Genomic DNA, 24667 nt, shown 5'->3' on the forward strand with positions numbered 1-24667 from the left:
GCTTTAGGCTTGCTGTTGGTATTTCATCTTGCCTGAATCAAACAGCGCAATCGCCATCCCCGACAGTAAACCCACTAAGTGAGCGGTGTTTGCAATCGCCATGAACGGCTGCACAAAACCAAGAACTAACCATACCAACATAAAAACGATGATTGGCTTGGGTAGCGTAAGGCCTAAATGTGGCAAGCGGTAACCCAATATCCACAAATAGCCAAGCAGTGCATAGACCACGCCAGACAAGCCACCGAAGTTTGCCCCTTCAACATAGAATTGGCCAGCCCCAGAAAGCGCTGCCGACACCACAAAGAGTTGCAATAGCTTACCGGAACCGAGACGACGTTCGATGTCGCCCCCCAACTGCCACCACCATAGTAAGTTGAACACGATGTGAGTCACTGAAAAGTGCAGTAACGCATGGCTTAGCCATCGCCACACTTGCCATTGTTGCCCCTCAAAAGCCGGGAAGTGCAACAACTTAAACACGCCATTGCCAAAGCCAAACATTTGTAACAAGTAGATGATGGTACACACCGTCATGATCAGCAAAGTCATTGGGCCTGCTTTTGCTTTGACCATGCTCATGATACTCGGGCTAGAATAATGAAATGTGCTCTTGCGAGTATCGGCAACGTTCCACGAGGCAGCGCTGTATTTTGAATCAGATGGGTTAGCGAGGAACTGCTTAAGTTCCGCTTCCGCTTCTATTTCATGCTGGCTATCAGTCAGCCACAGCGCAAATTGCCCGTCTCCTTCTGGCATCATTTCGATGTCAATTTGGCGAGAGGCCATATAATCAATAAAGGCTTGCGCCATACGTGGATTATTTAACGTTACCAATCTCTTCATTAACTTCTCACTATCGGTAGTTCTGCTCGGTGCCAGGCTTCAAAGCCACCATCCACACTGTACACCTGTTCAAAGCCTTGGTTAACTAAATATTGTGCGGCACCTTGGCTACTAATGCCGTGGTAACACATCACCAGAATGGGTTGTTCGAACTCCACTTCATCCATAAACGCAACGATCGTATCGTTGGTTAAGTGATACGCGGACTCCGCATGCGCAACGGCAAACGATTGAGGGTCACGGATATCTACAAGCTTCGCATCACCCTGCTCGAGCAGCGCTTGCGCACCTTGTACATCGATATGCTTAAACTGATCCATTTACTTTCTCATTGTCTTATTAATATACCCAAGCAACCTCGAACCTAACGTACTAATCAGCACCCGAGGTACAGCATAAAATCTATATTTGAAGCCGCTTGGGTATACTGCCGCTATTGTAACCTATCCAACGGCAAACTTAGACACATGGATAATCAGGGTTTTAAAAAGTGTACACATTCCAACCATTTGTGGATAAAGCTGTGAATTGCGTTGATAAAGTATATTTGGATCTTTTGATCCACAATATGTAGTGATGATCCTGATCTAGCTGTGTGTATATCTATAACTATCCCCAGATGAAAAAGTGCTTGAATCCCTTATTTTGCCCGGGTTTCGAACAATTGATAAATAATTAATTCACAGAGTTATACACAGGTAGCACATAAAATATGGATCGCAAACGCTATCGATTTTCGATCGACAATAAAAAAGCCGAGATCACATGATCTCGGCTTTCTATGAAAATCTTACTTTCAATTAGCAGTGGAAATTAAAATTCACCCACGGCCAATTTTAGTTTCTTCATTGCGTTTTTTTCTAGCTGGCGAATACGCTCGGCAGAAACACCAAACTCATCAGCTAAGTCTTGCAATGTTGCTTTCTCATCATCTAACCAACGAGAACGCACGATGCGCTGACTACGCTCATCCAAACTCGCTAATGCATGACCCAGACGATTGTTGGTATGCATTTCCCAGTTTGCAGCTTCGATGTTGTCAGCCACATCAGACGATTTGTCTTCTAGGTACAGCATCGGCGCTGTGTAAGCGTTTGAGCTGTCGTCTTCGTCAGTTGGCATATCAAAGGTTGAATCCACCGCCGCTAAGCGTGATTCCATCTCGCGAACTTCAGAAGGTTCAACACCTAACTCACGCGCAACGGTTTCGACTTCACCGTTGTTAAACCAACCCAAGCGCTTTTTCGACTTACGCAAATTGAAGAACAACTTACGTTGCGCTTTAGTGGTCGCAATTTTCACGATACGCCAGTTACGTAGCACGTATTCGTGGATCTCTGCTTTGATCCAGTGGACAGCAAAAGACACCAAGCGAACCCCTACTTCTGGGTTAAAACGCTTAACGGCTTTCATTAGACCGATGTTACCCTCTTGCACAAGGTCCGCCATTGGCAAACCGTAGCCAGAGTAACCACGAGCAACGTGAACAACGAATCGTAGGTGCGAAAGAATTAGACCTTTTGCAGCCTCAATCTCACCTTTGTAGTGTAATCGTTCTGCCAGCTCACGCTCTTCGTCTGCAGTCAGCATTGGGTAGCTGTTTACTGAGCGAATATAGCTATCAAGGCTATCTTGCGTGACTAGAGCCATCGGATACGCTTCTTTTGTCATTCAATTCCTCATCAATCTCTGATCTGGAGCATTACATTGCAAATTTAGCTTCGATATCTTGAACTCAAAATGAACAAGTTTCAAGAAGGGGAAGCAATTATCCATAAACATTCGGTCTAAACAAGGGATCCAGATTAGCTAGTGCTAATAAAATCCAAGTAGTAAGACCTTCATCACTTAAACTGGTTCAATTTCTTTTAAATGTCGTTGCGCAGAAAAGCGCGCCGCAATGCATCCCAAAAGACTCCCAATGATGATTAATAGCAAAGATTCATCCCAGCTTAGACCAATCAGGCGAAACTGGCTGTCGTACAACGCAGCAAGATCTTCCACCGCACTATTCATAACAATGGTCACTAAAGCCGTTACCAACCAAGCGATGGTGGCACCTAATACGCCAAACCACATACCCGTGTACAAATAAGGGCGCAGAATAAAACTGTCCGTCGCACCGATCAGTTTCATGGTTTGAATCTCTTCTTTATTCGCCAGCACATTAAATCGCAACGTGTTGCCAACGATTAAAAATACCGCACCGAGCATCAACACTGTCAGAGTAATGACAATAATACTCGCGAGAGTTTTGATCGCATCAAGACGCGCCAGCCAGTCTTCGTCAAGTCTCACATCGGTCACGTCTTGTTGATCTCGAACGTCTTTGGCTAATGACTGAATATCACTTTTTAGCTCCGAGGCTGGCGTAATCACCAACACACCGGGTAGCGCGTAGCCACTTAAAAGGCTGATAGCCTGATCGAATCCTGCATATTGGCTCAAATCAGACAGACCTTGTTGCGGTGAAATATATTCTACTTCTTTTACCAAAGGCCAAGTTTCAATTTGATCTTTGAGAACCATCACACGTGCATCCGGCATGCCTTCTACTAAGTAAGCACTAACTTGCGAGGGAGATGCCACATCTTCCGCGGCACCCGCGACGTTTTTCCCCAGTAGATACAAACAAGCTGGCATAGCAAGTGCCATTGAAATCACGGCTAGGGTTAGGATATTACCTAAAGGTCGTTGCCATAAGGCGCTAAAAGAGGATTTTGCTTGTTTTGCGTGGACAGAGAAAAAACCATCGGTATTTGCACGCTTGGCACTGCGGCCTTTCCCCTTCTTTTGGGAGTGCTTGTTACCTGCCATAGTCTTCTACCTCACTTAGGAAGCCTTGGTTTAATTCAAAATGACGATACTGTGGGCGAGTGTTTACTAACCCCACATCGTGCGTGGCGAGTAAGATGGTCACTCCCGCACGATTAAATTCTTCGAATAGACGCAACACACGGTTGGATAATTCTGGGTCAAGGTTACCTGTCGGCTCATCAGCCACCAGCAACGTTGGTCGATTGACTACGGCACGAGCAATACCGACGCGTTGTTGCTCACCACCAGAAAGTTGACTAGGTAGACAACGAGCTTTATCGAGTAAGCCTGTTTTATCTAACGCCGCAGAAACACGGCGTTTGATTTCGTTTTCAGAAATCGATTCGATGCGCATTGGCAGAGCGACATTGTCGTATACGCTGCGATCCATCAATAGACGATGATCTTGAAAAACAATCCCAATATTGCGGCGCAAAAAAGGGATGTCTTTGCTTGGAATACGCGTGATGTCGTGGCCATTAAAATGGATTTTCCCATCAGTTGGTCGCTCTATCGCGCAGATCAATTTCAGCAAGGTACTTTTACCAGCCCCGGAATGCCCGCCTAAAAACGCCATTTCACCGCGCCTCAGGTGAAAATCGACTTTTTGCAGTGCTTGTCGACCACCTCGGTAAGCTTTGCTTACTTGCTGAAATTTGATCACCGTTGATTTCCTCTAACTCTTTTTATTCTTCACGACTAAACAGTGCGTCAATAAACTCTTGAGTTTCAAATGGACGCAAGTCTTCGATACCTTCACCCACACCGATGTAACGAATTGGAATACCAAACTGGTCAGCAATAGCGAAAATTACGCCGCCTTTCGCTGTACCATCCAGCTTAGTCAAAGTAATCCCGGTTAGAGGGGCAACATCACTGAAAAGTTTCGCTTGGCTAATGGCATTTTGTCCTGTACCTGCGTCAAGCGTTAGCATGATCTCGTGTGGTGCTGAGTCATCAATTTTCTTCATCACACGTACAATCTTACGCAGCTCTTCCATTAGGTTCGCTTTGTTCTGTAGACGACCCGCGGTATCAGCAATCACAACATCCACACCACGTGCTTTTGCCGCTGCAATCGCATCATAGATAACAGAAGCACTGTCTGCGCCAGTATGTTGAGCAATCACAGGAACATTATTACGTTCACCCCATACTTGTAGCTGCTCAACCGCTGCGGCACGGAAAGTATCGCCCGCTGCAAGCATCACTTTTTTGCCTTGAGTTTGGAACTGCTTGGCAAGCTTACCGATGGTCGTGGTTTTACCCACGCCATTTACACCCACCATTAAGATGACGTAAGGCGTTTTGTTGCTGTCGATTTCTAGTGGCTGTTCGACTTTAGAAAGAATCTCAGCCATTTCTTCTTTCAACAAACCATAAAGGGCTTCGCCGTCTTTCAGATCGCCACGTGTGGCTTTTTCTGTCAGGTTGTTGATAATTTTTGTTGTGGTATTCATGCCCACATCAGCAATAAGCAGTTGCTCTTCTAGCTCTTCAAATAAGTCTTCATCGATTTTCTTACCGCTGAACAGACCGAAGAAGCCAGCACCAATATTTGCTTTTGTTCGGCTTAGGCTGCGTTTGAGGCGAGCAAAAAAGCTCTCTGTTGGCTTTTCTTGTTCTTGAACGCGAGGTGCAGCAGGCTCTTGAGGCTCTTCTGCTTCTGCTTCTGCTTCTGCTTCTGCTTCTGCTTCTGCTTCTGCTTCTGCTTCTGCTTCTGCTTCTGCTTCTGCTGGGGCAGCCTCTGATTGTTTCGCTTCTTCTTCAAGTTCTGGCGTTGCTTCCGCTTGCTCAGCAGCCGCGTCGGTTTGCTGCTCTTCAGAAGGCGCTTCCACTGCTTCTTCTTTTACTGTTTCTTCAGTTTTTGGTTTTGGGCTTTGTTCTTCGTCACCAAAACCTAGCCACGAAAGTAATCCGCGCTTCTTTTTTTCCGTCATCTGGGGCTATCCTAGATTGTTCTTTTATCTATTAATGACTCTTTTTTGACAAGATTATTATCTGTCTAAAAAAGGCTAATGACAAAGTTGTGAAAACTTTCCGATTAGGTAATTCTAATCTTATTAGTGTTACACTCTGTCATCTTGAATATTCTGGGCTGTATCCAAGCTCCAAGCTCACGGCTTGGGCGATTAGATATAGTATCACTTTATTAGCGGTCAAAAAATCTATGGTAAGACGTCGCCAGCAAAACTCATCACAAAAAAAGCCAACAACGGGCTTTGTTCGCATTATTAGTGGCTTATGGAGAGGCAGAAAACTTCCTGTACACGATGCTGAAGGCTTACGCCCAACGACCGATCGCGTCAAAGAAACGCTATTTAACTGGCTGGCTCAAGATGTGCCGCAAGCAAAATGTCTCGACTTATTTGCCGGCTCCGGCGGTTTAGGCTTTGAGTCGGCTTCGCGCCAAGCAGAGCAAGTGACCATGGTCGAGCTGAACCCACAAGCTTTCCAACAGTTACAAAAGAATGTTGCCTCTCTTAACGCGAACAACATCCAAGTGGTAAATACCGACGCACTGAGCTTTTTAGAACAGCCGGGTACTGCTCACCATGTGGTGTTTATTGACCCACCGTTTCGTAAGGGACTATTAGATGAAACCGTGGCTCTGCTAGAACAAAATGGCTGGCTCGCGGAAGATGCGATGATTTATATTGAAACAGAAAAAGAACTCAATATTGCCGACTTACCAGAAAACTGGCAGTTACATCGAGAAAAAACAGCAGGCCAAGTGAGCTATCGTCTGTATGAACGTACCTCCGCATAACGCCTCGATTTAAAAGGATACTTAAATGAAAGCACTAATTATGCTGGCCAAAGCGGCTATCGCCTTTGTTTGGTTAGTATTAATCCTAAATATTTTTATGCCGTTTCCCGGTAATGCCGCGATTGCGCTGTACATCATGACCGCTTTTTTGTTCATCATGCACGGTTTACAAATGGCCATCTTCATTGGCGCATTTGGCGACAAAATTAAAATGAGCAGTTGGGAAAAATATTCCATCCTGATCTTTGGTATTTTTGCCCTGCTCGATATTCGTCGTAAACACATGATGTAATCGCCCAAATACTAAAAAGCCGCTCACAAGAGCGGCTCTTTTATTGCGTTTCTTCCATCACCCAAGATAGCTCTTAACACCATCCAAAAACATTTGAGTAGAGATCATCACCAGCAACAAGCCCATTAAACGCTCTACCGCTTTTAAGCCACGCTCGCCCAACAAACGATTAAAGAAGCCATAAAACATTAGAATAAAAAATGTTACGCCCCACGCAATCACAACTGATGCGGACATTTCCAACATTTTTTCTGGATGCTGTGAAGAGAGCAAAAGCAATGCTGCAATCACTGAAGGGCCCGCGATCATAGGAATGGCCATCGGAACAATAAAGGGTTCCTCGCCTGCCGCCAGTCCAGTGATGCTGCCAGCACTCGGAAAGATCATCTTAATCGCGATAATGAAGAGAATAATGCCACCTGAAATGCTGAGCGTTTCTGGCTGGACATGCAAAAAACTTAAGATGCTTTGTCCTGCAAACAGAAACAACATCAAGATCAGTAAGGCAAACAGTAGTTCACGAATCAATACCTTACGGCGACGCTTAGGATCGATGTGCTTGAGAATAGACAACACAATCGGCAAATTACCGAGAGGGTCCATGATTAGAAACAGCATGGTCGCTGCAGAAAGAATGTCCATATTCTGGCCTCACCTAAAAAATGGCGGCCAGTGTATAGCAAACTGACAACGTGAGTATATGGCTGAGGGCGAAAACAGCATATTCACCCTCGCATCATAGCCGCCGCTTAGTGATTGCAGACACGCGCCATATTGACCACAAACTTACCTTCAAGCTCACGGATTTTGTCGCGCTTGAGCAAAAATGCTAGCAATGTATCTAAGTCTAGATCATTCAGTTTACAGGTGTGAAAGCGAACGGTGTTGCCAAAGTGCTGTGCCAGCGCTTCGCGATCCATTGGCGTTTCTCGAAGTAGGTTTAGCAGCTCGTGGGCATGGATTTCACTCATTATTTACTCCAGTCATCAAGAACAATACGTCCAGTTTACTGAAATCTTCGGGAGCTGCTTTGACTTAAATTAGTAAATGATGGAGGCAACAATGAGGGCGTGGGCAAAGAAGTAGCTACCACTTACCCACAAATAGGCGTGTTTCATCGGTTTTCGGTAACCGTGTATCGCATACGCCAACGCCGAATAGATCAAAACTAGGGTTCCGCTGAAACCGATAGCATTGGCATAGCTCGGGGCCTGCAACCAAACTTCACCCGCCGCCCAAGCAAGCTGAACCAACATCATCCCCATGATCACAACAGGAAACACCAAAGAGTCGAGTTGAGGTAGCAACAAAAAGAACGCCACGATACTCGCTGCGAGCAGTAGGGCCAAAAGCCACCAGACAATCTCACCATTAAGCTGCACCCAAAATGACTTGCTATAGCACACCTGAGCAAGTAAGTACGCAGCAAAGTAAATTAGCTTGCGAGTTTTAAACGAGTGCAGCGTATCTGCCACCATAGACACAATAAGCCCACCCGCAATCCAGTAGGTATATGTTGCGGATGCGCCTTGAGTTAACACCAACACAAGAAGAAGTAGCAGAGTAAAGATTTTAAACACGAGGGATTGTGTCGGGTTAGCTTGTTTTGCTCCCAACACGGAATACACACCTGATAGCCCTATCGCCAGCCAACTCCACATGCCGTATACACCTTTTACTTAAACTCGCCGCTAGTCTAGGTAGACCAGTTTTGATGTAAAGACACAATCTGCGAAAGTTGGATCTCGCTAGCGATTCGAAACATTTTGTAACCCTCAGTCTGCACAACAATTAAGTCGATAAGCCTTAGTGACGGCCATAAATATGGGACAGAGCCCTATCCCATGAGCCAAGTTCATCAAATCACACGGCACAATAACCCGCGCTTAGTCAGGCCATTTAACTAAAAAGCAGCCCAATGGCCTTGGTAACCCATCACGTCAAAAACTGATGACTAAACCATCAGACTGTATACATCACAGGCAACAAGAATAAATAACAGACACAAAACAGAAAATCGTCTTGGTAGCGAGCTAAGATAGTAGAAACCACCGATGAACAGATTAGAACAACATGAAAAATCAAACTTAACTCAATAACAAAAACATCAAATAACGAACGTAAGCTAATGATAAATAAAGCCACATTCTCAATAACCATCGAAAACACCGACTTCATAAACCATCAAATCACTAAACACTTTTTAAGCCCATATTTTCTCATTAGATAAGAAAATTCCCCTTCCACACCTCAACTCAATGATGCACCTCCATAGCACATCTTTTTATTTTCTCAATTTTTGAGAAACACAGACAAAATCGGCAATCAACATACCAACCGAAACAAAAAACAATTTCCAAGCCAACAACAAACTAAGATTGACACTTTAAAATCACACACTTAAACAAAATACGAACAACAATCACACAATACGAGCATTTTAAATACAACACAAAAAACACAGTTTCATTAGTCAAAAACACGTAAAAAAAGACAAGTTAAGTGTATTTTTTGAAAAGATTATCGAGCATATGTTGATCAAACCCCAAAAACAGTGCTATATTAAATTCATCGAGTTCATCAAAGATTAAGGGGTAGTGTTATGATTTCATCTTCTCAAAAACAAGGGCTGGTAATGATTGCAGTGGTTGTGGGTTTAATGACACTGCCAATGATGTACTAACCTACTGATTAAAAATAAAAAAGGACGCAAATGCGTCCTTTTTTATTTATCTGTGCTTTTCTACTGTATGTGTTTGGACAAGATATCCCAATGCATGTAGTAGAAACCAAGAGCGGCGAGCGTAATCAACGTCATTAGCAAAATTGCTGCACGCCAAATAAAACGAGAGCTTCTTGGCGTTAGCTCTTTTTCACAAGCGTCACATGCCGCCATAAAGCCTTTCCGATCATCCAGCTTATAATCGTCTTCGTGAACCACTTTATTACGCACAGTAGCGATAAAACGAAGCTTCGCTATCACGTCATGTGGTAAACGTTCTTCACAACTATTAATAAGTTGGTGTAACCCTTTCCCTTCTGCATGGTACTGAGTACGCAAAAGTTTTTCGATCGTTCGGGTACGCATGACTACTTTTTCAATATCTGACATCGTAACCCTCCTTACCAGACCCTTCCCGTGTTCGTTATTTTTATTCTTCTATAAATTTAGAGCTTTTTCGAGCCGTTAAGTGCAATTTTACTTTCAATTTGTGCCCTTGAGCGCATATAGCCAGACAAGTGAAAGCTGCTTAGTTCAGCTTTAGTGACGTAGCTTGCAGATGAAGCAACGATTTCATCGCGCGCCCATTGAGGTAAACCGTGAAGTGCGCCGAATAAAATTCATGTCCCTTTCATTAGATTATGAATAAGTTACCTCAACTCATCGTTTCATCAGTGAGTTCTGTAGAATAGAGCTCAATGAAACATCGGAGGTTAACATGCCAATCTCACTTATTGTCGCCCTGTTCGCCCTTATTGCCTTGGGCGCATGGGTATTTTTTCGTTTCTATAGCAAGCACTATGTGGGCGAAGACGCTCCAGAACAAAGCGCGCAGGTAACTATTTTAGATAAGCAAGCTATCGACATCCCAGATGCACCACCAGGCCAAGACGACCAAGAATATTGGATTTATGTCCAACGCGGTTCTATTGGCCCTAAACGAGAGTTCCAAATTGGAGTGCACTACTACCATGCACTCAACCCTGGAGATAAAGGAACGCTAACCTATCGTGGTAACAAATTCCTTCACTTCGCCATCAAACGTTAAGGCAGTAACCAACGAGTCTTGGCAGAGCGAGAAAATAGATAGCTCATCGCCAAGGCTCCAGCTCCACTGATAATGATCCAGACTGGAATCACCCATGCGGGATGTCCGGTGTACCAACCAAACGCTTTCATCGGCCATAAGAAAATTGGGTGAAGTAAATAAATCCCCAAGCTGTGCTGACTGATCACACTCACCACTTTTTGTACTTTTGGTGACAAGCCTTCCCCAAAGTAACGACCGATCATGAAAATCATCGAAGCCGCTAGAATGACATTCAGTGTTTTGTAAGACAGCCAGCGTCCAACCGTGTACTTCTCCGCCTCTAAACTGTTCGTCACGACCATAGTAAATGTCACAGCCAACGCGACGAGGCCAAACCCTGTAAATAAGGTCACCATAGAGCGGTTCAAAGGCACTTTTTGAAATAGAACATAACCCAGAGGAAGGTAACCCATGTAGAGCCACATTTGGTTACTCCACGGACCATCAACCTTGAACAAAAACAGCGTGCTGGTGAAAATCCAAAATGCGAGATAGGTATACAACACATTGTCATCAACGTTGCGTACCATCCATTGGAACAACGGAATCACAAAATACAGCGGTATAAAGTAATAGAAAAAACCGAGGTGATAATACGTTGCGTGAAATGGGCTATTGCTTAACACCTCTTTTACGGTTTCAAAGTCAAACCCTTGAGCCGTCCAGCCAGAGAGGTATGCATAAAACATCGACCAAATAAGAAATGGGACTAAGACTTTGCCTAAACGCCTTTTGATATAATACTTACCGTCAAATGGTCGAGTGTCACTGAGCATCAGCGCTCCGGTGATCAGAATGAAAACTGGCACCGCCCAGCGGGTAACGCTATTAACGCCTACCGCCGTCAACCATTGGTCAAATGGAATCACTCCTAACTCATTTCGATAAGGGGCCAAGACGTGAATGGCGATCACTGCCACCGCAGCAAAGCAGCGCAATAAATCAAAAAACAGAACCCTTTCTCTCATACCTTTCCCTACTTTGAGTCGCTTATCGTTTATAGCATAGGGTAAATCTCAGCCAGTGAAATGGTTAACAATCTGTTTTTGCTTATTTTTAACGCAACAATGACCTACAACGGGGATTTCATCACCACTCTAATCAATTAACGAGAACCAAACATCAGCATTCACTCTCGATGCCAAACCCACACAGTTTGATTACATCAACGGCGCATAAGAAACAAAAATGGCTCCGATTTGGAGCCATTTATACCATCTACAGATAGCAATACTGGGAATAGTTACGCAGTGGCAACGTTAGCTTTTGGCAACTTAATCGAAATCAACGTCGTCAGCGCCAAGAAAGCAAAGGAGACCCATAAGCACGCCGCAAGACCAGCCTCTTGGTAGATCCAACCCGATAATACCGTGCCAATCAAACGTCCCATCGCATTGGCCATGTAATAGAAACCCACATCCAGAGATACGCCATCGCCTTTGGCATAGCTCACAATCAGATACGAGTGCAGTGAAGAGTTAATGGCAAACACAGCACCAAAAATCATTAACCCCACAACAATTACCAACTCAGGCTGCCAGCCGATTTGCACACCATAAGCAATACCGCCCGTAATTAACGCAAGAGTTCCCGCCCATACTAATGCTGCACTACCATCAGGCACGCGACCTTGCGCTTTGCCAGTAATACGCGGCGCAAAGCCTTGCACAAACCCATAAGCAATGACCCATGCGGCTAAAAAGCCACCGACCCACAAGTGATCCCAGCCAAACACACTGCCGAGATAAATAGGCAGAGCGACCACAAACCACACATCACGCGCCCCAAACAAGAACATACGTGCCGCAGATAAAATATTTATAGATTCGGACTTGGAGAAAATTTGGCGAAACTTAGGTTTGCTCTTTGCTTTACCCATGTCAGCTTCTAGCCAGATCATGCTGCAAACAAACACCAATGCCAGCACACTCGCCATAATAAACATCGAGTTTTGGAAACCCACCCAAGACAACAACAAGCCACCGACAAAGAAACCCGCTCCTTTGAGCGCATTCTTCGAGCCCGTCAAAATGGCCACCCATTTGTAAAGTGCGCCTTGCTGCTCGTCTGGTACTAATGTTTTAATCGCACTCTTGGCACTCATCTTGTTGAGATCTTTGGCAATCCCCGACAAAGCTTGCGCCGCCATCACCCAAGGAATCGTCAGCCATGCGTTGGGTACTGCCAGCATCAACAGCGCAAACACTTGCATCGCTAAACCAATGTTCATGGTTTTGTTCAGGCCTAACCTTGCGCCCAACCAACCACCAATCAAATTGGTCACCACACCAAAAAATTCATAGAAAAGGAACAGTGAGGCAATAGCTAACGTGGAATAACCCAAGTCGTGAAAATAGAGCACCACCAGCATACGCAGCGCTCCGTCGGTCACGGTAAAGTTCCAATAGTTAAACGTCACTAACATGTACTGACGAATACTTTTGCTCAATTGAGAAATCATATTGACCTCTTATGTACAGCGATAGATGCATTTAGATCATCATGTGCCAAATGCTTATTAACCTGTACACCAACCATAAGGCGATACAACCTTAGTTCGAATTCACAAACACACCGAAATTTACAAATGGACAAAGATAACCAATAAAAACAAAAGCTTAAATTAAAATCTTTAGTTTTACTGCTGACCTATTTTCCATTATATAAACTGGAAAATAGCTTTTGGATCATGATGTTCCAAAAGCTATTTAAGCTGATCAAGCGTCTTTCGCCACGCGTTCGATGTACTCAAGCTGCACCGGTTTTGTAAACGCACCAGGGCGAAGAGCTTGCACTTCTCGCACGATATCTTCTAACTGCCATTTCTTCTCTAGCAACAAGTGAGCCGCAAACAAACCTGTGCGACCCGAGCCACCCATGCAGTGCATCGCGACTTTGCCACCTTGAGCAAGAATCGCATGCAGTTCCGGACTGGCTTGGTGCCACTTCGCCGCAAATTCTTCACTTGGTGCGCAGTCATCTTCAATCTCGATCTGGAACCATTTCATGCCCAGCTGCTGAGTGGTGTCACCCAAAGCCGCAACGTCTTTCGCTGCTAACTCGCTATCGTCCAATGCAGTAACGACCGCTTGAACCCCCTGCTCCTTCAACTGTTCCAACGACGCTTTCAACTCGACGCCTTTGGTACCCGGGCACGGTGTTAGGACTAATGCACCAGAATCCAAATCTAATTGCCATGTAGGATGAGACATTATGAACTCCTGTTATGCCAGACCAACGTTACGAACCAATTCTGCGGTGCGCGTTGCGTAACCCATTTCATTGTCGTACCACGCGTAAATCTTTACCATTCGTGAGCCAACCACCATGGTGGATTGTGCATCAACGATGGTTGAGCGTTGGTCGCCTTTGTAATCGATCGACACTAACGGACGTTCCTCAAAGCCAAGAATGCCTTTTAACTCCCCTTCCGACGCCTCTTTCAGCAAAGCGTTCACTTCTTCTGCTGTGGTATCGCGTTTTACATCGAAGATGATGTCGGTCAATGACGCATTCGCCAATGGTACACGTACCGCGTGGCCGTTAATCTTGCCTTTTAAGTCTGGGAAAATTTCCACAATTGCTGTCGCACTACCGGTAGTGGTCGGGATAAGACTCATGCCGCACGCACGAGCACGACGCAGGTCTTTATGTGGCGCATCCAAAATGGTTTGCGTATTGGTCAAATCGTGAATTGTCGTGAAAGAGGATTGCTCAATGCCCAACTTCTCATGAATGACTTTCACCACAGGCGCTATACAGTTTGTTGTACATGAAGCGGCTGTCACGATACGATGTTTTTCAGGGTCGAAAATATGATCGTTCACGCCAACAACAATGTTCGCAATGCCTTCTTCTTTCACTGGCGCACTCACCACCACGCGCTTCACACCTTGATCGAGGTATTGGTCTAGATACGAGGTTTTGCGGTGTACACCTGTCGCTTCAATCACAACATCGCAGCCAGACCAGTTCACGGCATCGATGTCACGTTGCTGAGTCGTGGCGATGCGCTTGCCATTGATGACGAGTTCATTGCCTTCAACCTGCACTTCATGGTGCCAACGACCTTGCACTGAATCGAACTCTAATAAGTGGCCAAGCGTCGCTGCATCACCTGCGACATCGTTGATTTGCACAAACTCTAACTCTGGCCAGTCGAATGCCGCTCGCAGTGCTAAACGACCAATTCGGCCAAAGCCATTAATTCCTACTTTAATTGTCATAGTTTTACCCTTTAATCTTCTACCTTGAATCTCTGTTTGCTATTAACAGCAAGCCTCACGACTTTTATCGTGACGGCGTGTGATGTCGTCTTGGTACTCTTGCTTTAAACAGTTTGATGCCACTAAGTCTTCAATCAGCTTACGCATCCAACCTGGTAATTGCTGCGATAATTCGTAGTACACCCATTGCCCTCGGCGTTTATCCACCAAGATGCCACTAGAGCGTAACTGAGCAAGATGACGAGAAACTTTCGGCTGACTCTCTTGCAACGCAAACGCCAAATCACCCACGCAAGTTTCGCCTTCACGGGCCACCAGCATTAAACAACGTACGCGCGTTTCATCGGATAACAGCTTGAAAAACTGATGTGGAAGCATAATAAACATACCTATATATGGATATGCGTATATATTTATTTAACTCTGAGATGTCGTCAAGAGTGATCCCATCATCGTCATAAAAGTTTCACATCGAAACAGCCAATAAAGATTGAGAGAAGAACGGTTAGAGAGACTAAAGATACGGCAGAAATTTACGCGGTTGCGACGTTTTGACTCCAGCGAACCGCTTCGCCTAACGAGAGCTTAACCTCTTCCAAAGACAATCCCAACTGCGTCGTGATTTTTTCAACGCCTGACCAGTCGGCACGCTCGTAACACTCTTCGAGAGAAATCAGCGCACCATAAACCCCCTTGCGATGTAATAAGGCTTGTTGTACAGATTCGCTAAGTGGCAATTGCTTGACTAAAGATTCCACCGACAAATCAAGCATCGCATCTAAAATCGATAATAAACCGACCATAAACCCTTGTTCGTTGAGGTGGGAAAATGGCTGATAACGCGACATTAATTGGCAGAACTGCGCTCGTTGTAATGAAAGGTGATACAGCTCTCGAGGCTTGTTACTAGAGATATACGACGCCACGACCAAGGAGACAAACTGCTTAAGATTATCCTGACCAAGGTAGATCAAGGCCTGACGAAACGAGCTGATTTCGACAGCGAGGTTTGGCGCTTGCGTATTTACAAAGCGCAATAATTTGTACGACAACGCGACATCTTGCGTAATGATGGTTTCAATACGAGTAAAGTCTGGCTCTGGTGAGCAGACTTCACGAAAAAGCTGTAGCGCTAACACTTGCTCAGGGCTCACGTATTTTGTTTGCGAAACTAATGGCTTACTAAAAAAGTAGCCTTGGAAAAACTTAAAGCCAGCCGCTTTGGCTTGCTCAAACTCTTCTGCGGTTTCAACACGTTCCGCCAAAAAGTGGTATTTGACGCGTTTAGCAAGGTGAGCTTTGACCAACGCACACGCTTTTTCCAGCCCCATTGCCATGATATCGAGTTTAACGATGTGCACGTAAGGTAAGAAGCGACGCCACTCCGGCGTTAAGGTGAAATCATCCAGCGCAATCAAATAACCTTCTCGATACAACTCGCGAATCGCATCGAGAAGATCATCGGTCGGCTGGCAAGTTTCCAGAACTTCGACGACGATTTTGTTTTTTGGCAAGCTGCGCGGTAAGCGGCGCACCAAGCTTTGATGAGGAAAATTGATAAAGCATCGCGAAGAAGCAATCACTGGGTTAGTGCCCAGTGATAGGAAATTCTCGACAATTAATCGGTATGTTGCTCGGTTTGACTCAATATGCGAAGGGTATGCATTACTCTCCCCATCTCGAAACAACAATTCATAACCCAGCGTCTGTCTTTTGCGGTTAAAGATCGGCTGGCGAGCAACATACGTTGTATTCATGCTAAAGAAGGACCTATAAATGGCTTATGACTTTGCAGCTGCTAATAATGCACCACAACCCATAAACATTGAACCGAAGACTTTGTTTATTTTCCCCATGATTTTATCGGAGCGAATAAAACGTCCCATTTGCGCCGCCAAGGTGGTGTAACCCAACATCACGCACGCGTCGATCACAACAGTCGTAACACCAAGCACCAACAGTTGCGTCAGTTGGTCTTGTTCCGGGTCAATAAACTGTGGAAACAACGCCACCAGAAAAACAATCGATTTAGGGTTCGTCAGGTTAATCAAAATAGCTTTGTACAAGAGTGCCATGCCAGACATGTCTTTGTGGCTCTCAGCCGCCACCAAGCTGGAGGTGTCTCGCCATTTCTGGATACCCAACCAAACCAAATAAGCCGCGCCAACCCATTTAATGACAGAAAATGCCGTTGCCGACTGTGCGACCAGCGCACCAATTCCCGCCCCAACTAACGCAATGTGAATGGCCAAACCAATTTGGAGACCGATCACAGCCCCCAAAGATTTGCGAGTACCGTAACTCAAACCATTGCTGATTGAGTTCACCGTGCCAGACCCCGGAGCCAAACTAAAAACGATTGCAGTTACTACATAAGCTAACCAGACGTGTGTATCCATTGCATTTCCTCACTAATTCTTCGATGATACATCGCGTAAACAACGTATCTTCAGGTAATCGACTAATGGCTACTAACCATTCACCTTTGACTTATACTCAAGAGTCATTATTTGAGCAAGCAATTGGTGGTCCGATCGCGGCACTTTGGCAAACTCGCCAAGAAGGCTTTGTTAAAGGAACTGAGAAAAAGAACATCTACTGGTGCAAACTGACCAACCCAGAACATAAAAAAGCCGTGCTCATCGTTAATGGGCGCATTGAATCTTCCTGGAAATACCAAGAACTGTTTTACGATCTTTATCGCCAAGGCTTCGACGTCTATTCCTTTGACCACCGCGGACAAGGTTTATCAGATCGTCTATTGTCTGACTCAGATATGGGTCACGTCTATGACTTTACTGATTATATTGACGATATGGACGTGGTCGTAAACAAACACAACCTTAGCGACTATCAGCAATGTTTCATCATTGCCCACTCCATGGGCGGCGCAATCGCTACACGTTATCTGCAAACTCACCCAGAACATCCCTTTACTGGTTTGATTCTCAGTGCGCCTATGTTTGGTATTAATCTGCCATGGTACTTATCGCCAATAGCGATTCCAGTGACACAAATTATGTCAGCGGTATCCACTTTGCCACGTTATGCGCCAGGACATCAGGCCTACTTTCCTAAACCCTTTGAAGATAACCCGCTCAGCCAAAGCTATGGTCGCTACCAATGGTTCCGAAATCTCTATACGGAAAAACCGGAACTGCAAGTCGGTGGACCGAGCACACGATGGGTATGGCAAGGGCTAATGGCAGCAAAACAGTGCTTTTTATTGACTCGCCAAGTCAAAGTACCGGTGCTCCTGATTCAAGCTGGAAACGATCGTATTGTCAGCAATCTGGCACAAAAACGTTTTATCGATAAATTGCGTAAAACCAACCCACATGCGGAGCTACTTTCTATCGAAGGCGCACAGCATGAGATCTTATTCGAGACCGACCAGTATCGTAATCAAGCACTCGATGCAATCTTCCGCTTTATGAATGACCCGAAATCATCGCCAAACGAAAAAACATAATAAGAACTCTAGGCGACCATTTCACGGCCATGATTAAAGAGGAAATGTCTGCACATTGATTTACCCTCTTTTTCATCCTCATTTTGACGTACACTGCTTGGGTCTGGCTGCGTTGAACCATGCAGATGCAACCGACCAAAGTTCCCCCGCATTCGGAGCAGCATGATCTAGTCAGTCTGCTGTACTCCGTTTGCAATCACCTGTTCCACACTATCCAAACCGTTTACGAGGACTTCATGAGCACATCGCTACCTTGCAAAGAGATCACTAAAATCGTTGCCTCTGATCTGGATGGCACGTTACTCGCACCAAACCATCAGCTCAGTGCTTACTCAAAAGAGACGCTAAAAGCGCTGCATGAAAAGGGTTACACCTTTGTCTTTGCAACAGGCCGTCACCACGTAGACGTTGCGAGCATCCGTCGTCAGGTCGGTATTCCGGCTTACATGATCACCTCGAACGGTGCCCGTGTGCATGACCAGGAAGATCAGCTGATGTACAGCGAAAATGTCCCTGCAGAACTGGTTCAAGGCGTGATCGACACGATCAAGCACGATCAAGAAATACTTATCCACATGTATCAAAATGACAGTTGGTTGATGAACAAAGACGACGAAACATTGCGTGATTTCCATGACGAATTCACATACGTCTTATTCGATGAAGACCAAGCGCCAACTGACGGTATTGCGAAAATCTTCTTCACTCACCCAGCACAAGACCACGAACGCTTGGTGGTGTTTGAAAACAAACTACGTGAACAATTTGGCGATAAGCTGAATATTGCGTTTTCAACACCATGGTGCTTGGAAGTAATGAGTGCTGGTGTGTCTAAAGGCCATGCTCTTGAAGCGGTAGCGAAAAAACTCGGCCTCACGTTAGAAAATTGCGTGGCATTTGGTGATGGCATGAATGACGTAGAAATGCTGTCGATGGCAGGTAAAGGATTGGTCATGGGTACATCACACGAGAAAGTGATGAAAGCATTGCCAAATAACGAAGTGATTGGCAGCAATGCAGAAGATGCGGTTGCACACTACCTACAAGATCACTTGCTGTAAGCAGCAATACTCCAAACAATAACAAAGGGCTGCACATTCGCAGCCCTTTTCTTTTATCGCTGACTTGGCAACTTCTCTTTGCCAAGGATCGCTTCCCACTCTTCTTCTGTCACTGGCATGATCGACAAGCGATTTCCACGTTTCACCAATGGCATGTTCTCAAGTTCTGGCATCGCTTTCATCACCGATAACGGAATCACTCGCGCCGTTTTACGCACGAATTCGACATCCACCATAATCCAACGCGGGTTGTCTGGGTCTGACTTTGGATCGCAATAATCACTTTCAGGATCGAACTGGAAATGATCGGGATAGGCATCTCTCACGACTTTAGCAATACCGGCAACACCAACATTCTTGCAAGAAGAGTGATAAATCAGGACGAAATCGCCCACCTTCACTTGGTCACGCATCATATTGCGCGCCTGATAATTACGAACTCCCTCCCAACATGAAACCTTTTGGGTTCGAAGCGTGTCAATAGAAAAGGTATCTGGTTCAGTTTTAAATAACCAATATGCCATAATGCCATCCGATGCCGATTGAGTAACAATAATGAGGAAGATATAACATGAAGGCTTTGAAAAACCCAGTGGCGCTTGCCACTCTGCTGGTTCTGCAAGCATGTAGTTCGCAGCCGCCACAATCTGGCGCTGCCGACCCAGCTTCTCCACCAGCCACCTTAGATAAGCCTGACACCATTCAACCTCAAACCTTTATGCTACGTGGAAAAGTGATCGTCGGTCACGAGAGTCAATACATCATGCCTTGTGGCAGCGACAAGCAATATTGGTTACAACTGTCACCACAGCAAATGCAACGAGCAATTCAGTTAAATAACGAGCCTTACCAGACCATGTATGGCGAGGTTATTGGCCATCTCAACCCACCGGGCATCGATGGGTTTTCTGCCGATTTCGATGCTAACTTTGTCGTGGAACAAGTGAACTTCCTCACAACGGAAAATCCAAACCGTTGTCAGCAACCAAACAAACCAACTCGCGTGTTTGGTAATGAGCCTTCTTGGTCGGCAAGCTTTGAGGCTAATGGAGTGACATTCCAACCAATCGGCAAACAAACCACAAAATTAGCGATTAAGAGCAGTCAACTTCAACCTCGCCAGCGCACATATCAACTACAAGATGGTGAACTTCGCCTAACAGAAAACCTCTGCTCAGATACGATGAGTGGTTCTTTGTATGGCTGGAAAGCGACGCTAAAACATGATGGAGACACTTATCAAGGTTGTGGTACGGCTGCAAACGTGGACGCTACGCTTGGCTGGGCCAATACCTATGTCGCGACTTCAACCCAATCACAAGGTTTTGAGGTGCAAATGACCTTAAACCCAGACCACAGCGCCACAACAAAATACAGTTACGCCAATGGGCAAGCACCGTTAATCGAACGTGGGTACTGGCAACAATTAAGTCCGTCTCAGGTTCAAGTCGTCATGACGCATCATCAACAACAAAGACTGATGTCAGAGCGACTGTTTACGCGAGAAGGCAATCAGCTCAAAGCGACCAAAGAAAAAGTCGGTAACTTGGTATACCCAATCGCCGATGGTGGTTTAGTGCTTTACCCTGCCACCACTCGTGATGAGGGCATGATGCAACCAGCCGAGAAACGCGCCAACAAGCCCATCAGCAGTGCAGACGTACCTTCTAGTGCGGAGTTTGACTCCAAAGTAGATGCCGCCGTGCGCAACTACTTCTTCATTCACCAAACCAACCCCAACAACAACCAGTACCGTTGGCTAACTTACGACCTCAACGGCGATGGTAACGAAGAGCTATTAGTACAGCTGGATTGGTGTGGTTCCGGTGGCTGTACATTGCTGATATTTGAACATCACGAAAAAGAGTGGCGCTTCAATAGCCGCATCACACTGGTACAAAGCCCGATTATGCTCGGCCAACAAACCTCTCATGGCTGGCGAGATCTTATTTTTAATGTCAGCGGTGGCGGATCTAAGGCAGCCCAACACGTGATGCAATACAGTGGGGTTAGCTACCCACTCAACCCAAGCATGGCACCAACGGCAACGCCAAACCAAATCAGTGGCGTGCGTCTGTTCTCGGATGGGGTTAGCCCTGTGCGCGAAGGAGTTCGTCTGTAATGTCGCAACCGTGTCCAAATTGTGGTTTTCAATTCAACTGTATGTGCTCACTGGTGCCGAAACTTACCAGCGAGCACAACATCTTGCTGTTGATGCATCCGAATGAACTGACGCGTGATACTAATACCGGCCAGCTACTAGAGCAGTGCCAACTCAATATTGAGCGAGTAATCTGGGACCGAAAACAACCACCAGAAGAATTGCTCGTTCGATTAGCTGATCCGTCACTGTATCCAGTGCTTCTATTCCCAAGTGAAGAAAGCGTCACACTCGAACATGTGGCGATCCAAAGCCAGCAACAAACCAAAAATCCCCTGTTTATTATTTTGGATGCCACCTGGCAAGAGGCGCGCAAGATGATCAACAAGAGCCGTTGGTTAGAAAGTATCCCTACTATGGCGCTGTCTGCATCGGCGGACTCGCAATATCAGCTGCGACGCAACCAACAACAAGGTAACTTGTGCACGTTTGAAGTCGCCGCACATTTACTCGGACAACTAGGCGAGCAAAATAACCAGCAAAAAATGCTCACATTCTTTGCTCACTACCTTGCACTATTTCAAGCCGAAAAAAGTGGACACGCTCTCAAGCAATCACCGAGCTCACGCAACTAAAACCGAATTGCTCTAAATAAAAACGCAGCCTTGGCTGCGTTTTTATTTAGAATGGTTTCACGTGAAACACAACTAAAACAAACGCGTAGGTTCACCCAGGTAGTAGCCCTGCAGATAGTCGACGCCCATATCCTGCGCGATTTTGCACACCTCTCGATTGTGCACAAACTCCGCCACCGTCTCCGCGTTAAACACCTGACATAAACGTACCAACTGAGAAGCTATTTTGCGCTGCTTTAAGTCTTTATCGATATCACGGATCAAGCTGCCATCGAGCTTTATGACTTCCGGCTCCAGCTTTAGGATTTCATCAATATTGGAATAACCTGAGCCAAAATCATCAACAATGATACGCGCTCCTAAGCTTCTGAAATGACTGCATACTTCGATCATTCGACCGTAGTCTTTGATTTGCTCAGATTCCAACACTTCCAAACCAATTCGCCTAGGGTCATTGAGCTGACAAATTTCATGCTCTAAAAGCATTAAAGTTTTATCACTAAGCAAATCTTGCGGCGATAAGTTAATAGAAAAGTCACCTTGCTTATCTCGCATGTAATATAACGTAGAATGGATCATGTGCCGACTCAATCGAGTATAAAGATGCGTATCGGAAATAATAGGCAGGAAGCGCCCTGGCGCAATCACCGTTCCATCCTCCTCCAAAATGCGAACCAAACATTCTTGGCTTGCCAATTTATGGCTATCCGCATGCACTATCGGCTGGCTATAGGTGATGATGTTCTGTTTGAGAATGGCTTTACTGACGCAACTCAACCATCCAAGTTGCTCTTTACGCACATCCTCACTGACTTCGATGTCTTTCGCATTGCAGATATGGGTATTACTGCGCACACCGGAACGCCTCGCTTCAATGCCTTTAAGCAATAGCTCATCCGCAGAAGCTGATGGAAAATCTCGACGACTCACTAAGCCGCCGCACAGCGAGATAGAAAGATAATCTATTTCGCGCAGACCAATTGGTTCAAAATTAGTTTGCTCTACCGCGTCGGCAAAACGAGTAAAGTGCTGTTTGATGGTTTCGCTGCTTTGGTCAGCTTTAAATATGAACGCCCACTCACCAACCCCAATACTATAAAGCTGCAAAGCCGTTGGCATGCCAAAACGCTTTCGCAGTCGATTCGTAAAATGCATTGAGAGGTCTTTAAGTAGCTGATCCCCTACTCTATAACCATATTTTTCATTGATATGGCTGAAGTTAAGTAGCTTTAGAGTCAGCAAGTGCTCATCCAAATCGATGCTACTCAGCCGCTCTTGCAGCGCGACTCGGTTTTGTAATCCAGTGCGACTATCTCGCCGATAGCTTTCTTGTAACTTGCGCGTTTGGCGATCGAGTTGATACCCCATATGCGCGTTCATATGGTTGAGGTCGCCGATCGCATTTCTAATCAAGCTAAATAGCGGAGAAATAGAGGAGCTAACGGGCGACTTAGGCAAGTTCAATGTTTGCACTTCGTCTCCCTCTCGCATCGCTAAATACGTCAGGCTGTGATGAAGAATTTCTGGCTGTCCAATACCGCCATGCAGCTCCCCCATACAATAACTACCAAACGTCGTCGCGATATCTTTGAAGGCTTGGACTTCGTCGCTGCTGTCAATAAAGTCTAACCGTGACGCGCAGTTAAAAATCATCACGACTTCAGGTTGGTGCATGGCTAACTCAACCACACCATGTCGCACCTGTTCGAGCGTTAATGAGGGGTGGTTATAGCAAAATTGTACTTCGTCACCAAGACACCAAGGCCTGTCGAAACTCATACTGCCATCAGCGTGCAGCTCCGTTACCGTGCAAACTTCCTTGCGCCCCAAGCTTTCTCGATATAAAGGAAAGCTGAGCAGTTGACTCAGCGTCACGTCATGCCCATCCGCCAAGTAACGCTTGTATACGTCCAACGCTTTCTGTTCACCTAAGCAATACAAGCGCGTTCCTTTTGCATGGGTAACTTTATGTGGCATGCCAATCGGGTTCCATTCCGAATACGCATCCGTCCATAGCTTCAAGGTATCGCTGTGCAAAGCTACGGCGACTACGGCATTATCGTAAACTCGGTTTTGATATAGCACCCAACAGCCATCATCAATACTTTGCGCCAACCCTCCAGAGATCACGACTTCTTCACTGGCGAAGGTTTGAAACAAGGGATAGTCACGTCGTTCAATTTGCACAGCAAAGCTGAGGATCACTTGCGAATTATGCTGCAACAGAAGCGAGCGTTTGAGCTCTCCACCATCAATATCGGGGGAGTAAGAGTAGGTTTGGACGGCAGAAGTAAGCGTGGTTTGTTCGAACTCAGTCACACTGATCAGGCAACCAGAGGTAAATATCTCCCCCTCCAGAATGACATTACGCGTACTATGCCCCATGACATGAGAATTCGGCAGCAACAATAAAGCAGCGTCCGCAAGTGTGGTCGTAAAGTCGCGTGATTGAGTCGACAATATTTGCACCAAATATTGTTTACTTGAAGAGAACTGAGAAGTGACTAAAAAGTCATTTAACTGACTGACATCATAAACCAGTTTTGAAAAAGCTCGCATGCACCTACCACTGCCGTAACACTATCTTCACCACGACGTGTGGCGTTACTCTTTTTACTTAATAGTGAATAATTTA

General features: G+C 45.6%; 26 protein-coding genes. 7 read left to right on the forward strand and 19 right to left on the reverse strand.

Translation table 11 applies throughout. From position 1 onward, the window contains the following. Positions 1-3: 3 nt before the first annotated feature. From glpG to ftsY, 6 genes are all read right to left on the reverse strand, one after another. The gene (glpG, locus tag ACWYVB_RS21065; protein ID WP_374093610.1) at positions 4-846 is read right to left on the reverse strand and encodes a rhomboid family intramembrane serine protease GlpG; all 843 of its coding nucleotides are present in this window, start codon (positions 844-846) and stop codon (positions 4-6) included. Continuing rightward, complete coding sequence (gene glpE, locus ACWYVB_RS21070) at positions 846-1166, reverse strand: thiosulfate sulfurtransferase GlpE (RefSeq protein ID WP_005378691.1); 321 nt, start codon at positions 1164-1166, stop codon at positions 846-848. The genes glpG and glpE overlap by 1 nt, the downstream gene beginning before the upstream one ends. Before the next feature lie 493 nt (positions 1167-1659). Continuing rightward, positions 1660-2517 (reverse strand): RNA polymerase sigma factor RpoH, encoded by an 858-nt coding sequence (gene rpoH / locus ACWYVB_RS21075; RefSeq protein WP_005378693.1) that lies wholly within the window; start codon positions 2515-2517, stop codon positions 1660-1662. Between the two features lie 177 nt (positions 2518-2694). Continuing rightward, positions 2695-3663 (reverse strand): permease-like cell division protein FtsX, encoded by a 969-nt coding sequence (ftsX, locus tag ACWYVB_RS21080; protein ID WP_226422165.1) that lies wholly within the window; start codon positions 3661-3663, stop codon positions 2695-2697. Then, the gene (gene ftsE, locus ACWYVB_RS21085; RefSeq protein WP_005393800.1) at positions 3653-4327 is read right to left on the reverse strand and encodes a cell division ATP-binding protein FtsE; all 675 of its coding nucleotides are present in this window, start codon (positions 4325-4327) and stop codon (positions 3653-3655) included. The genes ftsX and ftsE overlap by 11 nt, the downstream gene beginning before the upstream one ends. Before the next feature lie 22 nt (positions 4328-4349). Next, positions 4350-5603, reverse strand: coding sequence for a signal recognition particle-docking protein FtsY (ftsY, locus tag ACWYVB_RS21090; protein WP_457530037.1), 1254 nt, complete (start codon positions 5601-5603; stop codon positions 4350-4352). A 230-nt stretch (positions 5604-5833) separates the two neighbouring features. Here ftsY and rsmD point away from each other — a divergent pair, with 230 nt between their 5' ends. Then, complete coding sequence (gene rsmD / locus ACWYVB_RS21095) at positions 5834-6433, forward strand: 16S rRNA (guanine(966)-N(2))-methyltransferase RsmD (protein WP_054868128.1); 600 nt, start codon at positions 5834-5836, stop codon at positions 6431-6433. A gap of 25 nt (positions 6434-6458) precedes the next feature. Further along, positions 6459-6725, forward strand: a complete 267-nt coding sequence (locus ACWYVB_RS21100) for a DUF1145 domain-containing protein (RefSeq protein WP_005378704.1) — start codon at positions 6459-6461, stop codon at positions 6723-6725. A gap of 57 nt (positions 6726-6782) precedes the next feature. Here the strand turns inward: ACWYVB_RS21100 and ACWYVB_RS21105 are convergent, their stop codons facing one another. The 4 genes from ACWYVB_RS21105 to ACWYVB_RS21120 all read right to left on the reverse strand — a co-directional run bounded on the left by ACWYVB_RS21105 (position 6783) and on the right by ACWYVB_RS21120 (position 9837). After that, on the reverse strand, positions 6783-7367 hold the full coding sequence (locus ACWYVB_RS21105) for a YhgN family NAAT transporter (RefSeq protein ID WP_457530039.1): 585 nt from the start codon (positions 7365-7367) through the stop codon (positions 6783-6785). A 107-nt stretch (positions 7368-7474) separates the two neighbouring features. Continuing rightward, the gene (locus tag ACWYVB_RS21110) at positions 7475-7696 is read right to left on the reverse strand and encodes a YecH family metal-binding protein (RefSeq protein WP_053807604.1); all 222 of its coding nucleotides are present in this window, start codon (positions 7694-7696) and stop codon (positions 7475-7477) included. Positions 7697-7765: 69 nt separating this feature from the next. After that, on the reverse strand, positions 7766-8386 hold the full coding sequence (locus ACWYVB_RS21115; protein ID WP_005393811.1) for a lysoplasmalogenase: 621 nt from the start codon (positions 8384-8386) through the stop codon (positions 7766-7768). Between the two features lie 1082 nt (positions 8387-9468). Next, positions 9469-9837: a hypothetical protein gene (locus tag ACWYVB_RS21120; RefSeq protein ID WP_005393815.1), complete on the reverse strand. Its 369-nt coding sequence runs from the start codon at positions 9835-9837 to the stop codon at positions 9469-9471. A gap of 328 nt (positions 9838-10165) precedes the next feature. On the opposite strand from ACWYVB_RS21120, the gene ACWYVB_RS21125 reads away from it, so the two are divergent. After that, positions 10166-10495: a DUF2500 domain-containing protein gene (locus tag ACWYVB_RS21125; protein ID WP_005393817.1), complete on the forward strand. Its 330-nt coding sequence runs from the start codon at positions 10166-10168 to the stop codon at positions 10493-10495. Here ACWYVB_RS21125 and ACWYVB_RS21130 read toward each other — a convergent pair. The 7 genes from ACWYVB_RS21130 to rhtB all read right to left on the reverse strand — a co-directional run bounded on the left by ACWYVB_RS21130 (position 10492) and on the right by rhtB (position 17162). Then, positions 10492-11505 carry an acyltransferase gene (locus ACWYVB_RS21130; RefSeq protein WP_301605587.1) on the reverse strand — a complete coding sequence of 338 codons (1014 nt, stop codon included), beginning with the start codon at positions 11503-11505 and terminating at the stop codon, positions 10492-10494. The two genes, ACWYVB_RS21125 and ACWYVB_RS21130, sit on opposite strands and share 4 nt — an antisense overlap. A 275-nt stretch (positions 11506-11780) precedes the next feature. After that, positions 11781-12998: an organoarsenical effux MFS transporter ArsJ gene (arsJ, locus tag ACWYVB_RS21135; protein WP_114324082.1), complete on the reverse strand. Its 1218-nt coding sequence runs from the start codon at positions 12996-12998 to the stop codon at positions 11781-11783. Between the two features lie 256 nt (positions 12999-13254). Next, complete coding sequence (locus ACWYVB_RS21140) at positions 13255-13749, reverse strand: cyclin-dependent kinase inhibitor 3 family protein (protein ID WP_202600835.1); 495 nt, start codon at positions 13747-13749, stop codon at positions 13255-13257. A 12-nt stretch (positions 13750-13761) separates the two neighbouring features. Continuing rightward, a complete protein-coding gene (locus ACWYVB_RS21145; protein ID WP_005393824.1) occupies positions 13762-14763 on the reverse strand; it encodes an ArsJ-associated glyceraldehyde-3-phosphate dehydrogenase in 1002 nt (333 codons plus the stop codon). 42 nt (positions 14764-14805) lie between these two features. Then, positions 14806-15141 carry a metalloregulator ArsR/SmtB family transcription factor gene (locus ACWYVB_RS21150; protein ID WP_375223827.1) on the reverse strand — a complete coding sequence of 112 codons (336 nt, stop codon included), beginning with the start codon at positions 15139-15141 and terminating at the stop codon, positions 14806-14808. 155 nt (positions 15142-15296) lie between these two features. Beyond that, complete coding sequence (locus tag ACWYVB_RS21155) at positions 15297-16520, reverse strand: EAL and HDOD domain-containing protein (protein ID WP_005393827.1); 1224 nt, start codon at positions 16518-16520, stop codon at positions 15297-15299. A 24-nt stretch (positions 16521-16544) separates the two neighbouring features. Then, positions 16545-17162: a homoserine/homoserine lactone efflux protein gene (rhtB, locus tag ACWYVB_RS21160; RefSeq protein WP_139059601.1), complete on the reverse strand. Its 618-nt coding sequence runs from the start codon at positions 17160-17162 to the stop codon at positions 16545-16547. 65 nt (positions 17163-17227) lie between these two features. On the opposite strand from rhtB, the gene ACWYVB_RS21165 reads away from it, so the two are divergent. Together ACWYVB_RS21165 and ACWYVB_RS21170 are read left to right on the forward strand one after the other, a co-directional pair. Then, the gene (locus ACWYVB_RS21165) at positions 17228-18235 is read left to right on the forward strand and encodes an alpha/beta fold hydrolase (RefSeq protein ID WP_457530044.1); all 1008 of its coding nucleotides are present in this window, start codon (positions 17228-17230) and stop codon (positions 18233-18235) included. A gap of 236 nt (positions 18236-18471) precedes the next feature. Continuing rightward, the gene (locus ACWYVB_RS21170) at positions 18472-19296 is read left to right on the forward strand and encodes a Cof-type HAD-IIB family hydrolase (RefSeq protein ID WP_005393831.1); all 825 of its coding nucleotides are present in this window, start codon (positions 18472-18474) and stop codon (positions 19294-19296) included. Between the two features lie 53 nt (positions 19297-19349). On the opposite strand, the gene ACWYVB_RS21175 is transcribed toward ACWYVB_RS21170, so the two are convergent. Beyond that, positions 19350-19820: an EVE domain-containing protein gene (locus ACWYVB_RS21175; RefSeq protein ID WP_457530046.1), complete on the reverse strand. Its 471-nt coding sequence runs from the start codon at positions 19818-19820 to the stop codon at positions 19350-19352. A gap of 47 nt (positions 19821-19867) precedes the next feature. Between ACWYVB_RS21175 and ACWYVB_RS21180 the strand changes: the two genes are divergently transcribed. Next, a complete protein-coding gene (locus tag ACWYVB_RS21180) occupies positions 19868-21418 on the forward strand; it encodes a COG3650 family protein (RefSeq protein WP_457530048.1) in 1551 nt (516 codons plus the stop codon). Beyond that, complete coding sequence (locus ACWYVB_RS21185; protein WP_457530050.1) at positions 21418-22032, forward strand: tRNA-uridine aminocarboxypropyltransferase; 615 nt, start codon at positions 21418-21420, stop codon at positions 22030-22032. The genes ACWYVB_RS21180 and ACWYVB_RS21185 overlap by 1 nt, the downstream gene beginning before the upstream one ends. 72 nt (positions 22033-22104) lie before the next feature. On the opposite strand, the gene ACWYVB_RS21190 is transcribed toward ACWYVB_RS21185, so the two are convergent. After that, entirely contained in the window at positions 22105-24591 is a 2487-nt protein-coding gene (locus ACWYVB_RS21190; RefSeq protein ID WP_457530052.1) for an EAL domain-containing protein, read from the reverse strand. Positions 24592-24667: the final 76 nt, after the last annotated feature.

The organism is Vibrio sp. JZG10, from assembly GCF_054064075.1.